Raw genomic sequence first — 13,568 nt, 5'->3', positions numbered from 1 at the left:
TCTTGGGCAGAGGTTGTTTAGGTCATGAAATCGATGCTAGTTCAGCTACGAAAATTTACCTAACCTATTCTCGGCGTGTATTAACATTCATCACCGATATATGTTTCACTGATTCGCATCGCCACCCGGCACCTCACAACAAGCCCAAGAATAAGAGTGCAGCGCCATGAATCTGAGCAAGGTCGACCTCAACCTATTCATTGTCTTCGATGCGATCTACACCGAAGCCAACCTGACTCGCGCCGGGCAGATCGTCGGCATTACCCAGCCAGCGGTGTCCAATGCCTTGGCGCGCCTTCGGGAGACCTTCAACGACCCATTGTTCGTGCGCACCGCCCAAGGCATGGTGCCCACGCCCATGGCCCAGAACATCATCGGCCCGGTGCGCAATGCCTTGTCGCTGCTGCGGGTGTCGGTGCAGGAAAGTCGGATTTTCAACCCGCTGCAGGCGGTCAAGACCTACCGCATCAGCATGACCGACCTCACCGAGGGCGTGATCCTGCCGCCGTTGTTCCAACGCCTGCGCCGCCTGGCGCCGACCGTGGCCATCGAAAGCTTCCTGTCCAAGCGCCGTGAAACCACCAAGGAACTGGCCGCCGGGCGCCTCGACTTCGCCGTGGACGCGCCGCTCAACACCGACCCGCAGGTGCGCCACGTCAAGCTGATGGAAGACCGTTACGTGTGCGCCATGCGCAAGGGGCATCCGCTGGCGGGCAAGGAAAAAATCAGCCTCGACGATTACCTGGCCCAGACCCACGTGCATATCTCCAGCCGCCGCAACGGGTTGGGTTATGTCGACCTGGCCCTAGGCAAAATGGGCATCCAGCGCAAGATCGCCTTGCGCTCCCAGCATTACCTGATGGCCTCCCAGGTACTGCAACAAACCGACATGGTCATGACCGTTCCCGAACGCTTCGCCCGTCGCCACGATCTGCATGCCTTCCTGTTGCCGGTCAACGATGTACCACCGGTGGAAACCCACTTGTACTGGCACGAAAGCACCGACCAGGACCCCGCCAACCGCTGGATGCGCGAGCAGATGATCGAGCTGTGCCAGCAGGTGACCGCTCATGAGAAGAAGCTCGATAAGGTTTAGGCGACCAAGACTGTGGGAGTGAGCTTGCTCCCACAGGTTTTGTGTTCCCGGTTCGAGACCGGGCTGCTTGACGCGCACGTCAACCTGCCATTAGCTTAGCGCCAGCCCCCTTCGTTTCGAGCGCTTCCATGAGCAGCCAGACCTACAGCATCTCCGACCTCGCCCGCGAATTGGACATCACCACCCGGGCCATCCGCTTCTATGAGGAACAGGGCCTGTTGAGCCCCGAGCGACGTGGCCAGGAACGTATTTACTCGCCGCGGGACAAGGTCAGCCTGAAGCTGATCCTGCGGGGCAAGCGCATTGGTTTCTCCCTGGCCGAGTGTCGCGAGCTGATCGAACTCTACGACCCCACCAGCGGCAATCAAAAGCAGCTGCACAGCATGCTGGCGAAAATCGCCGAGCGCCGCGAACAACTCGAACAGCAGTTGCTGGACATCGAACAGATGAAGCTGGAACTCGACACCGCCGAAGAACGCTGCATCCAGGCCCTGGAGCAGACGCTCAAGAGCGAGGAAATCGTGCGGTAACACTTTCCCCTTGTGGGAGCGAGCTTGCTCCCACAACAGGCTCATCATCGCTCTCGACATCATTGGCAACCCACTACAGGTCAATTCCCCATGTCCCTCCCCTCCTTTGTACGCCTGATCGAAGTCGGCCCCCGCGACGGGCTGCAGAATGAAGCACAGCCCATCAGCGTCGCCGACAAGGTGCGTTTGGTGGATGCCTTGAGCGCCGCCGGCCTGGGCTACATCGAGGTCGGCAGTTTTGTCTCGCCCAAGTGGGTGCCGCAAATGGCTGGCTCGGCCGAGGTGTTCGCGCAGATCCAGCGCAAGCCCGGCGTCACTTATGGCGCCCTGGCGCCGAACTTGCGGGGTTTTGAAGACGCATTGGCGGCCGGCGTAAAAGAAGTCGCAGTGTTCGCCGCCGCGTCCGAGGCCTTCTCCCAGCGCAACATCAACTGCTCCATCAAGGAAAGCCTGGAGCGATTCGCACCAATCATGGAGGCGGCCAGGCAACACGGCGTCAGCGTGCGCGGCTATGTCTCCTGTGTGCTGGGCTGCCCGTATGAAGGTGCGGTCAAGCCCGAGCAGGTAGCTTGGGTCGCCCGGGAGCTGTATGCGATGGGCTGCTATGAGGTGTCCTTGGGCGACACCATCGGTACCGGCACCGCCGGCGCCACGCGCAAGATGTTCGAGGTGGTTTCGGCTGACGTGCCTCGGGACAAGCTCGCCGGGCACTTCCACGACACCTATGGCCAGGCCATGGCGAACGTCTATGCCAGCCTGCTGGAAGGCATCGCCGTGTTCGACAGTTCCGTCGCCGGCCTTGGCGGCTGCCCCTATGCCAAGGGCGCCAGCGGTAACGTCGCTACCGAAGACGTGCTGTACCTGCTCAACGGCTTGGGCATCGAAACCGGCGTCGACCTGGACGCTTTGATCGGCGCTGGACGGCAGATCTGCGACGTGCTTGGCCGACCGACCGGTTCACGGGTCGCCAAGGCCCGTGCCGCACAGTGAGGTGTTACCGCTGCCTCTGTAACGGCAGCGAAACGAGTAACACGGAAACAATTTGTCAGGTTTGCGGCGTCATGATTTTCAGCACAAAAACATAACCTATTGATTTACATAGAATTTAAAAAGTTGGCACGCCACCTGCTATATCTCTGACATAACAAGAATAAAAAAACGCAGCAAACCAAATAAAAACAAGACGAAACGACTCTGACATAACAAAAACAACACGGCAGAGACGCAGCTAACAGATTTTTTTGGAGAGGATGTGCTTTTCAGGGTGCTTTCAGAAGCAACCCGCAACCGGGCAGAGAACAATAAAACTACCTTCAGGTAGCTCCCGAATCGGTTGGATCGCCAGGCGAAAAAGCAGATCAGCGCTCAAAAAAATACGTTTGCTCTTGATCCCGGATGGGGATCGCCAAAAACAGCGGTAAAGGGTCACGGCTACCAAAAACAACAACAGGCCGCCCCTCAATAATAAAAAAAGAGCACGCGACGACAAAATTAAAGGGGAGCTTCGGCTCCCCTTTGTGCTGTCTGGGGTTTGGGATTTTTTCGGTTGTTTTGTGAAGCGGGTGTGTCAGCCGCAGCGCTTTGACCGACACACCGCATCGCGAGCAGGCTCGCTCCCACAGGCCTTTTGGCTAGTCTTTTTCTTTGCGCAGTTCTTCGATACTGATTTCGCGCATGCGGAATTTCTGGACCTTGCCGGTGACAGTCATCGGAAACTCTTCGACAAACTTGAAATGACGCGGCGTCTTGAAGTGGGCGATGCGGTCCTTGCACCAGGCTTGCAACGCCTGCTCGGTGGCGCTGTGGCCGGGGTGGAATTTGATCCAGGCGACGATTTCTTCTCCATAGCGCGAGCATGGGATGCCTATCACCTGCACGTCCGCCACGGCCGGATGAGTGAAGAAGAACTCTTCCAGCTCACGCGGGTAAACATTCTCACCGCCACGGATGATCATGTCCTTGTTGCGTCCAACGATGCAGACGTAACCCTGCTCGTCCATGGTCGCCAGATCGCCGGTGTGCATCCAGCCGTCCTGGTCGATGGCGTCGGCGGTGCCCTTCGAGTTGTTCCAGTAGCCAAGCATCACGCTGTAGCCGCGAGTACACAACTCGCCGATGGTGCCCCGGGGGACGATCTTGCCAGCCTCATCGACGATCTTGCTTTCCAGTTGCGGCTGGGTGCGCCCGACAGTGGTGACGCGCAACTCCAGTTCATCCGCAGGCCCGGTCTGCAATGACACCGGGCTGGTTTCGGTCATGCCGTAGGCAATTTGCACCTCGTTCATATGCATCTCGCTGATGACCCGTCGCATCACTTCGATCGGGCACGTGGCCCCGGCCATGATCCCGGTACGCAGGCTGGACAGGTCGAACTCGCCCCGCTGCGGCTGATCCAGCATGGCGATGAACATGGTGGGCACGCCATACAACGCCGTGGCGTGTTCCTCGGCTACGGTCTTGAGTGTCAGCAACGGGTCAAAGGCATCGTTGGGGTAGATCATGGTGCTGCCGTGGGTCATGCAGCCCAGGTTACCCATGACCATGCCAAAGCAATGGTAGAGCGGCACCGGAATCACCAGCCGGTCGGTGGCGCCCAGGCCCAGGCTTTCACCGACCATGTAGCCGTTGTTGAGGATATTGCGGTGGCTGAGGGTCGCGCCCTTGGGGAAACCGGTGGTGCCGGAGGTGTACTGGATATTGACCGGTTGATCGAACTGCAGGCTCGCCTGGCGCTCGGCCAGTTGTTCAGGCGTAACCGCCGCGCCAAGGGCTGCCAATTGCACCCAGGGCAGAAAACCTGAAGGCGGTTGGGGATCGAGACTGATCACACCCCGCAGGTCCGGCAAACACTCACTCTGCAACTGGCCGATCGACTGTTGCGCCAGCTCCGGCACCAGCGCTTGCAGCATGGCGTGATAATCCGAGGTCTTGAACGCCCCGGCACACACCAACCATTGGCAGCCGGATTGTCTAAGCACGTATTCCAGCTCCGAGGCGCGGTAGGCAGGGTTGATGTTGACCAGGATCACACCGATCTTCGCGCTGGCGAACTGGCTGATACACCACTGGGCGCAATTGGGTGCCCACACCCCGAGGCGATCACCGGTTTTCAAACCCAGCGCCAACAAAGCCCGGGCGTGCAGATCGACGGCTTCGGCCAGCTGTCGCCAGGTGTAACGCAGTGATTGATGGCGAACCACCAGCGCCTCGCCCTTCGGATAGCGGGCCACGGTCTGGTCGAAAGCCTGGCCAATGGTCTGCGCCAATAACGCCTTGGCCTGGGAGCCACGGGTGTAGCTGACTTGCGAATGCGAACCGGGTTGATCCATGACGCCCCCTCTTGTCTTTATTAGTGGGTGTATCGGTGAACCTGCTGCTGCGACATGCCTTTGTGGGCACTTACTCTGGCTCAAGTTGACGTTAACGTAAAGGGCGATTGACAGCCATCCGTCACAGGCTTACGTTAACGTAAAGGTGAGAGCCATTCCTCAGCTCTCCGCACCCGATAAAAAAGCGAAAAGGTGTCCCATGAGCTACCCATCCCTGAACTTTGCCCTCGGCGAAACCATCGACATGTTGCGCGACCAGGTGCAAGCCTTCGTCAAGGCCGAGCTGGCGCCTCGCGCAGCACAGATCGACATCGACAACCTGTTTCCCGCCGACATGTGGCGCAAGTTCGGTGACATGGGCCTGCTGGGCATCACCGTCCCGGAAGAATACGGTGGCGCTGGCCTGGGCTACCTGGCCCACGTGGTGGCGATGGAAGAAATCAGCCGCGGTTCGGCGTCGGTCGCCCTCTCCTACGGCGCCCATTCCAACCTCTGCGTCAACCAGATCAACCGCAATGGCAATCATGAGCAGAAAACCAAATACCTGCCCAAGTTGATCAGCGGCGAACACGTCGGCGCCCTGGCCATGAGCGAACCGAACGCCGGCTCGGACGTGGTCTCGATGAAGCTGCGTGCCGACAAACGTGGCGACCATTACGTACTCAACGGCAGCAAGACCTGGATCACCAACGGCCCCGACGCCAACACCTATGTGATCTACGCCAAGACCGACCTGGAAAAAGGTGCCCACGGCATCACCGCGTTCATTGTCGAGCGCGACTGGAAAGGCTTCAGCCGCAGCAATAAATTCGACAAGCTCGGCATGCGCGGCTCGAACACTTGCGAACTGTTTTTCGATGACGTCCAAGTGCCGGAAGAAAACATCCTCGGTGCGCTCAATGGCGGCGTGAAAGTGCTGATGAGCGGCCTCGACTACGAACGCGTGGTGTTGTCCGGCGGCCCGACCGGGATCATGCAGGCCTGCATGGACCTGATCGTGCCCTACATCCACGACCGCAAGCAGTTCGGCCAGAGCATCGGCGAGTTCCAGTTGATCCAGGGCAAGGTCGCCGACATGTACACCCAGCTCAACGCCAGCCGGGCCTACCTGTACGCGGTGGCCCAGGCTTGTGAGCGCGGCGAAACCACCCGCAAGGACGCCGCCGGGGTCATCCTCTACAGCGCCGAACGCGCCACACAAATGGCCCTCGACGCGATCCAGATCCTGGGGGGCAACGGCTATATCAATGAATTCCCGGCCGGCCGTCTGCTGCGCGACGCCAAGTTGTACGAAATCGGTGCCGGCACCAGTGAGATTCGTCGGATGTTGATCGGCCGCGAACTGTTCAACGAAACCCGCTAACGGAGCTGACCATGGCCACGCTGCACACTCAGCTCAACCCGCGCTCACCGGAGTTCATCGCCAACCGCGAGGCGATGCTCAAACAGGTCGACGCCCTGCATACCCTGCTCGCACAAGTGCAGCAAGGGGGTGGCCCCAAGGCCCAGGACCGCCACACCTCACGGGGCAAACTGCTGCCCCGTGAACGCATCAACCGCTTGCTGGACCCGGGTTCAGCGTTTCTGGAAATCAGCCCGCTGGCGGCCTATGACGTTTATGGCGAAGACGTACCGGCGGCCGGCGTGATTGCCGGTATCGGCCGTGTGGAGGGCGTCGAATGCATGATTGTCGCCAACGATGCGACGGTCAAAGGCGGCTCCTACTATCCGCTGACAGTGAAAAAACACCTGCGCGCCCAGGCCATCGCCCAGCAGAATCGCCTGCCGTGCATTTACCTGGTGGACTCAGGCGGCGCCAACCTGCCGCGTCAGGATGAAGTGTTTCCGGATCGCGAGCACTTCGGGCGGATCTTTTTCAACCAGGCCAACATGAGTGCCCTGGGCATCCCGCAGATCGCCGTGGTCATGGGCTCCTGCACCGCCGGTGGCGCCTACGTACCGGCGATGGCTGACGAAGCGATCATGGTCCGCCAGCAAGCCACGATCTTCCTCGCCGGCCCCCCCTGGTGAAAGCCGCCACCGGTGAGGTGGTCAGCGCCGAAGACCTGGGCGGTGCCGATGTGCACTGCAAGATCTCCGGCGTGGCCGACCATTACGCCGACAGCGACGAACATGCCCTGGCCCTGGCCCGCCGCAGCGTGGCCAACCTCAACTGGCGCAAACTCGGTGACGTGCAACAACGCCTGCCCATCGCCCCGCTGTATTCGAGCGATGAGCTGTACGGCGTGGTGTCGGCCGACGCCAAGCAGCCGTTCGATGTGCGGGAAGTGATCGCACGCCTGGTGGATGGTTCGGTGTTCGACGAATTCAAGGCGCTGTTCGGTACGACGCTGGTGTGCGGCTTCGCCCACCTGCACGGCTATCCGATCGCGATCCTGGCCAACAACGGCATTCTGTTTGCCGAAGCGGCGCAGAAGGGTGCGCACTTCATCGAACTGGCCTGTCAGCGCGGCATCCCTTTGCTGTTCCTGCAGAACATCACCGGCTTCATGGTCGGGCAAAAATACGAAGCCGGTGGCATCGCCAAGCACGGCGCGAAGCTGGTGACTGCCGTGGCCTGCGCCAAGGTGCCGAAATTTACTGTAATCATCGGCGGCAGTTTCGGCGCGGGTAACTACGGCATGTGCGGCCGGGCCTATGACCCACGGTTCCTGTGGATGTGGCCGAACGCGCGGATTGGCGTGATGGGTGCCGAACAGGCGGCCGGCGTGTTGGTACAGGTCAAGCGCGAACAGGCCGAACGCAGCGGCCATCCTTTCAGTGCCGCCCAGGAAGCCGAGATCAAGCAACCGATTCTCGATCAATACGAAGAACAGGGTCACCCCTACTATTCCAGCGCACGGCTGTGGGACGACGGCGTCATCGACCCGGCCCAGACCCGCGATGTATTGGCCCTGGCCTTGTCCGCGTCACTGAACGCGCCCATCGAACCGAGCCGCTTCGGCGTGTTCCGGATGTAAACGGGAAATGCCCATGGATAACTTCAACACCCTCGAACTGCTCACCGACCCGCGCGGCGTTGCCACCCTGTGGCTCAGCCGCGAGTCGAAAAACAACGCGTTCAATGCCGAAATGATCCGTGAACTGATCCTTGCCCTGGACCAGGTCAGTGGCGATCCGAGCCTGCGCTTCCTGCTGATCCGCGGGCGCGGCAAACACTTCAGCGCTGGTGCCGACCTGGCCTGGATGCAGCAATCGGCCGAGCTCGACTACCACACCAACCTCGACGACGCCCGGGAACTGGCGGAACTGATGTACAACCTCGCCAAGTTGAAAATCCCTACGTTGGCGGTCGTCCAGGGCGCGGCGTTTGGCGGTGCGCTGGGGTTGATCAGCGCCTGCGACATGGCCATTGGCGCCGATGAAGCGCAGTTCTGCCTGTCGGAAGTACGTATTGGCCTGGCGCCCGCCGTGATCAGCCCGTTCGTGGTGCAAGCCATTGGCCAACGAGCGGCGCGCCGTTACGCCCTGACCGCTGAACGCTTCGGCGGGCAGCGTGCGAAAGAAATCGGTTTGCTGTCGGAAAGTTACCCGGCCGAAGCACTGGATCAGCAGGTCGAACACTGGATCGACAACCTTCTGCTCAACAGCCCGGCGGCCATGCGCGCCAGCAAGGAACTGTTGCGTGAAGTCGGCAACGGCGCCCTCACGCCCGCATTGCGGCGCTACACCGAAAATGCCATCGCCCGCATCCGCGTCAGTCCGGAGGGCCAGGAGGGTCTGCGGGCCTTCTTGCAAAAACGCGCGCCGAATTGGCAAGCCGAGTCGAATCATAAGGAGCCGCGTCGATGAGCGCCCCAGTCCTCACCACGTTGCTGGTGGCCAACCGCGGCGAAATCGCCTGCCGCGTGATGCGCACCGCCAAGGCCATGGGCCTGACTACCGTCGCCGTGCACAGCGCCACCGACCGTGATGCGCGCCACAGCCGCGAAGCCGACATGCGCGTCGACCTGGGCGGCAGCAAGGCCGCCGACAGTTACCTGCAAATCGACAAGCTGATCGCGGCCGCCCTGGCCAGTGGCGCCCAGGCGATCCATCCCGGTTATGGTTTCCTCTCGGAAAACGCTGGATTCGCCCGCGCCATCGAAAACGCCGGGTTGATCTTTCTCGGCCCCCCCGCCTCGGCCATCGACGCCATGGGTAGCAAATCCGCGGCCAAGGCCTTGATGGAAACCGCCGGCGTGCCCCTGGTGCCCGGGTATCACGGCGAAGCACAGGACCTCGAGACCTTCCGCGACGCCTGTGAGCGCATCGGTTATCCGGTGCTGCTCAAGGCCACTGCCGGGGGTGGCGGCAAAGGCATGAAAGTGGTCGAGGACGTCAGCCAACTGGCCGAAGCCCTGGCCTCGGCCCAGCGTGAAGCACAATCGTCGTTCGGCGATTCACGGATGCTGGTGGAGAAATACCTGCTCAAGCCGCGTCACGTCGAAATCCAGGTGTTCGCCGATCGACACGGCAACTGCCTGTACCTCAACGAGCGCGATTGCTCGATTCAGCGTCGGCACCAGAAGGTTGTCGAAGAAGCCCCTGCACCGGGCCTGAGTCCGCAACTGCGACGAGCCATGGGCGAAGCCGCGGTGCGCTCGGCGCAGGCCATTGGTTATGTCGGCGCCGGTACCGTGGAGTTTTTGCTGGATGCGCGCGGCGAATTTTTCTTCATGGAGATGAACACGCGCCTGCAAGTTGAACATCCGGTGACCGAAGCCATCACGGGCCTCGATCTGGTGGCCTGGCAGATTCGCGTGGCGCGCGGTGAGCGGCTGCCGATTACCCAGGAGCAGGTGCCGCTGCTGGGCCACGCCATCGAAGTGCGGCTGTACGCCGAAGACCCGGCCAATGATTTCCTGCCGGCCACTGGGCGCCTGGCACTGTATCGCGAGTCAGTCGAAGGGCCGGGACGGCGAGTTGACAGCGGTGTGGCCGAAGGCGATGAGATCTCGCCATTCTACGACCCTATGCTCGGCAAGTTGATCGCCTGGGGTGAGGACCGTGAACAAGCGCGCCTGCGGCTGTTGGGCATGCTCGACGAATTTGCCATTGGCGGACTGAAAACCAACATCGGTTTTCTGCGGCGCATCGTGGCGCACCCCGCCTTCGCGGCGGCGGAACTGGATACCGGATTTATCCCGCGTTACCAAGCGCAATTACTGCCAGAGCCTGGCGAATTGGATGACGACTTCTGGCGCGCAGCGACCCAAGGTTTCGCCTTGAGTCTGACGCCGCATTTACGAGCCGATGACGCCCACTCACCCTGGGCCGACACCGCCGGGCTGCGTCTGGGGCTGCCAAGAGAAACCACCCTGCATTTGAGCTGCGAAGGACAGGATCGCGCGATGACACTGGACGTTACAGCCGATTGTGCGCAACTCAACGGCGAGCAACTGGAGATCGAGCACAACGGTCTGCGCCGTAGACATCGGGCCATCCGCCAGGGCGACAGCCTGTATCTGCAATGGAAAGGAGACCTGCACCGAGTCGACCAGTACGACCCGTTGGCCGCCGCCGAAGCCAGCCATAGCCATCAAGGCGACCTGAGCGCGCCCATGAACGGCAGCATCGTCCGAGTACTGGTAAGCGTCGGCCAAACGGTGGAAGCCGGCGCACAACTGGTGGTATTGGAAGCCATGAAAATGGAGCACAGCATTCGTGCGCCCAAGGCCGGCGTGATCAAGGCGCTGTATTGCCAGGAAGGTGAAATGGTCAGTGAAGGCAGCGCACTGGTGGCATTCGAAGAATAGGCATCGGCCCGTCTGCCGGGCCGATCCAGTTAGAACCTGATGGTGGCCTGTACGACCACACCAATGATGCGGCATTGTTCGGTGTACAGGTTTTTCGGGTAAGTCGGATTGAGTGGAACCAGGTAACGCTGGCCGCTCTCTTCGATCAATTTGCGAAAGGTCGCATCGCTGCTGCCAGGCAGTTGCGCAACCACCAGTTTGCCGGGCACCGCTTCGATGGCTGGATCGACCAGGATCGACATCCCCTCGGGAATGCTCAACCCACTCGGGGCCGTCATCGCATCGCCAACCACGACTAGCCAGAACGCGTCCCCCTGGGCGTGGTAATCCGTCAGCTCATAGCGCCCCTTGTCGTAGGACGTGAGCTCGCCTTCGCGGATTTCACCCACCTCGCTCCAATCGCTCACTGGGTAGCGGAAGTACGGGTTGTACTTCTGCGCCAGGGCCATGCCTTCGTCGGTCGAGGTGTCCGGCTCGCGAATGACCATCGCCACTTCCAGAAACTCCATCCCCAGTTCCTGCAGGACCCGATTCATGTCTTCGACACTGGGCTGCCGACGCTTGGTCAGCCAATGGCCGACACCGCCCTGGGACATACCCAAACGTTCTGCGAGCACCACTTGCGTGACGCGCAGTTCCTTCATCTTGGCCTTGACCAACTCTATCCATTTATCCATGTGCGGCACGATACGTGGCTGGCTCCGGCCATCAAAACACAAATTGTAGTATTTAAATTATCGTCACAATTACGATAGGTACTATTCTGGACTCAGGCATTCATACCCCACACGGAGAATCTCGACACCATGGACATACCCAACAAAGATGCGCCCAACAGCCCCTTCGATGTCACGTTTCCTTCGCTGCAGGATTGCCCGGCGGCTCAGCGTGCCTTGGACTACTACTTGAAACCGGGTGTTTCGGACCAGGCAGAACATCGCTTCTTCGACGTAAACCGCAATATCAGCGGCGAAGAAGCCCTGGTTCATGCTTGCGATCTGTTGCGCTGCGCAGCGGCCACCGCCCATGAGTCCGCCAACCGACTACAGGGCTCGAGCCGCGACCTGGCGTTTTCAGTGGTGCATATGATTGATCTGGTCAAGGTGATGATTGACCGATCCCTGGATAGCTACCCTACCCGCTAGGCGTAGCAATGGGAATGGCGCCGCGAATGCGGGCAACAGGAAATATTTTCCAATCGATGCGATAAAACCATTTGACTTGCAAATGATAATGATTATTATTGCATCAGCTGGTCGCGAGATCAGTCGATAGCCCAGAAGACCTTAGGTCGGACTTCTGGAATATCTCCTCATCAGGCTAATCACGGTTTTTGACCCGGCTTTTTGCCGGGTCTTTTTTTTGCCGTTTTTTCGGCTTATGGCTTCAGGCTAATGAAGTCTTTGGGTGTCGCTAATTCGGTGGCGGCGATGATAGCAAATGAATATCCATTTACAAGGGTTCCCCACCGCCACGCCGGTGAAAACGATCGATAGGCAGCTACTTGAGAATCCCGTGCTGACTCTCTAAGCTGCCTTGGCGTCCAGGGAGGGCGCCCCCTTCTTCACATTGACGCAAATCGTCTGATTCCCCTTTCTTGCGTGTAAAGTAACGGCCATAAAAGTCCTTTGCAGGAGCTGTGACCGTGGCTAAATCTTCTTTTGATATCAGCGCCGATTTCGACAGTGGCAACATTGAAGTCGTCGACATCAGCAACCCGTTGCAATCGCTGCTGAAAATCAGACCCGACACCCGCAGCGCCCACTTCCAATGGTTCCACTTCAAGGCCAGCGGCCTGCACGTCGGCCAGGAATATTCCTTCCGCCTGCTCAATGCCAGTCAATCGACCTATAACAAGGCGTGGACCGGCTACCAAACCGTCGCCTCCTACGATCATGTCAACTGGTTCCGCATCCCTACTCAGTTTGAAGGCGACGCCCTGCGCTTTTACTTGGAAACCGAACAACCTCATGTCTGGTTCGCCTACTTCGAACCCTACAGCCGTGGCCGTCACGATTGGTTGATCGAGCAAGCGTTGCACAAGGCCGGTACCCAATTGCTGGCTATCGGTAAAAGCGTGGAAGGCCGTGACATTCAACTGCTGCGCAAGGGCAGCGGCGCCGAAGGTCGGCGCAAAATCTGGATCATCGCCCAACAGCATCCCGGCGAGCACATGGCCGAGTGGTTCATGGAGGGTGTGATCGAACGCTTGCAGCATCATGATGATGCGCAACTGAACGGACTGCTCGACAAGGCCGATCTATATCTGGTGCCGAACATGAACCCGGACGGTGCATTCCACGGGCACCTGCGTACCAATGCCATGGGCCAGGACCTCAACCGTGCCTGGCAGAGCGCCAGCCCGGAAATCAGCCCTGAAGTGTTTTTCGTACAGCAGCAAATGGAAAAGTACGGCGTCGACCTGTTCATCGACGTGCATGGCGATGAGGAAATCCCCCACGTCTTCACCGCCGCTTGTGAAGGCAATCCTGGCTACACGCCAAGGATTGCCAAACTCGAAGAACGCTTTCGCAACCATCTCAAGCATCAGACCAAGGACTTCCAGACCACTTACGGCTATACCCGCGACGAACCGGGTAAAGCCAACATGACCCTGGCCTGCAACGCGGTCGGGCAGAATTACGATTGCTTGTCCCTGACCCTGGAAATGCCGTTCAAAGACCACGACGATCATCCGAACCCGCTCACCGGCTGGTCCGGCAAACGCTCGATGCAATTGGGCAAGGACATATTGAGCACCGTTGCAGACATGGTCGACGAATTGCGCTGAAACTCAATCCAAGACTTGGACCTGTCAGGATGAACGCCCTGTGGGCGAGGGGATGAATCCCCT

General features: G+C 59.8%; 10 protein-coding genes and 1 pseudogene. 9 read left to right on the top strand and 2 right to left on the bottom strand.

Annotated elements, in window-relative coordinates; all coding sequences use genetic code 11:
• Positions 1 to 166 precede the first annotated feature (166 nt).
• The 3 genes from J9870_RS10185 (at position 167) to J9870_RS10175 (ending at position 2,616) form a co-directional block, all read left to right on the top strand.
• Positions 167 to 1,096, top strand: coding sequence for a LysR family transcriptional regulator (locus tag J9870_RS10185; protein ID WP_063322104.1), 930 nt, complete (start codon positions 167 to 169; stop codon positions 1,094 to 1,096).
• Between the two features lie 128 nt (positions 1,097 to 1,224).
• Positions 1,225 to 1,626 carry a MerR family DNA-binding transcriptional regulator gene (locus J9870_RS10180; protein ID WP_210643771.1) on the top strand — a complete coding sequence of 134 codons (402 nt, stop codon included), beginning with the start codon at positions 1,225 to 1,227 and terminating at the stop codon, positions 1,624 to 1,626.
• A gap of 90 nt (positions 1,627 to 1,716) precedes the next feature.
• On the top strand, positions 1,717 to 2,616 hold the full coding sequence (locus J9870_RS10175; protein WP_210643770.1) for a hydroxymethylglutaryl-CoA lyase: 900 nt from the start codon (positions 1,717 to 1,719) through the stop codon (positions 2,614 to 2,616).
• A 641-nt stretch (positions 2,617 to 3,257) separates the two neighbouring features.
• On the opposite strand, the gene J9870_RS10170 is transcribed toward J9870_RS10175, so the two are convergent.
• Positions 3,258 to 4,955: an AMP-binding protein gene (locus J9870_RS10170; RefSeq protein WP_210643769.1), complete on the bottom strand. Its 1,698-nt coding sequence runs from the start codon at positions 4,953 to 4,955 to the stop codon at positions 3,258 to 3,260.
• A gap of 199 nt (positions 4,956 to 5,154) precedes the next feature.
• On the opposite strand from J9870_RS10170, the gene J9870_RS10165 reads away from it, so the two are divergent.
• From J9870_RS10165 to J9870_RS10150, 4 genes and pseudogenes are all read left to right on the top strand, one after another.
• A complete protein-coding gene (locus tag J9870_RS10165; protein ID WP_210643768.1) occupies positions 5,155 to 6,318 on the top strand; it encodes an isovaleryl-CoA dehydrogenase in 1,164 nt (387 codons plus the stop codon).
• Positions 6,319 to 6,329: 11 nt separating this feature from the next.
• A pseudogene (locus J9870_RS10160) lies at positions 6,330 to 7,936 on the top strand (carboxyl transferase domain-containing protein).
• 13 nt (positions 7,937 to 7,949) lie between these two features.
• Positions 7,950 to 8,768 (top strand): gamma-carboxygeranoyl-CoA hydratase, encoded by an 819-nt coding sequence (locus J9870_RS10155; RefSeq protein ID WP_210643767.1) that lies wholly within the window; start codon positions 7,950 to 7,952, stop codon positions 8,766 to 8,768.
• Positions 8,765 to 10,714, top strand: a complete 1,950-nt coding sequence (locus J9870_RS10150) for an acetyl/propionyl/methylcrotonyl-CoA carboxylase subunit alpha (protein ID WP_210643766.1) — start codon at positions 8,765 to 8,767, stop codon at positions 10,712 to 10,714. The genes J9870_RS10155 and J9870_RS10150 overlap by 4 nt, the downstream gene beginning before the upstream one ends.
• Positions 10,715 to 10,743: 29 nt before the next feature.
• Here the strand turns inward: J9870_RS10150 and J9870_RS10145 are convergent, their stop codons facing one another.
• The gene (locus J9870_RS10145; RefSeq protein WP_210643765.1) at positions 10,744 to 11,391 is read right to left on the bottom strand and encodes a S24 family peptidase; all 648 of its coding nucleotides are present in this window, start codon (positions 11,389 to 11,391) and stop codon (positions 10,744 to 10,746) included.
• 129 nt (positions 11,392 to 11,520) lie between these two features.
• Between J9870_RS10145 and J9870_RS10140 the strand changes: the two genes are divergently transcribed.
• Both J9870_RS10140 and J9870_RS10135 read left to right on the top strand, forming a co-directional pair.
• A complete protein-coding gene (locus J9870_RS10140) occupies positions 11,521 to 11,859 on the top strand; it encodes a DUF3077 domain-containing protein (protein ID WP_210643764.1) in 339 nt (112 codons plus the stop codon).
• A gap of 494 nt (positions 11,860 to 12,353) precedes the next feature.
• A complete protein-coding gene (locus J9870_RS10135) occupies positions 12,354 to 13,505 on the top strand; it encodes a M14-type cytosolic carboxypeptidase (RefSeq protein WP_210643763.1) in 1,152 nt (383 codons plus the stop codon).
• Positions 13,506 to 13,568: the final 63 nt, after the last annotated feature.

The sequence above is a fragment of the Pseudomonas sp. Tri1 genome, from assembly GCF_017968885.1.
Taxonomy (GTDB): domain Bacteria; phylum Pseudomonadota; class Gammaproteobacteria; order Pseudomonadales; family Pseudomonadaceae; genus Aquipseudomonas.
The sequence above is the reverse complement of the archived record's forward strand: the minus strand, read 5'-3'. Positions and strand labels throughout refer to the sequence as shown.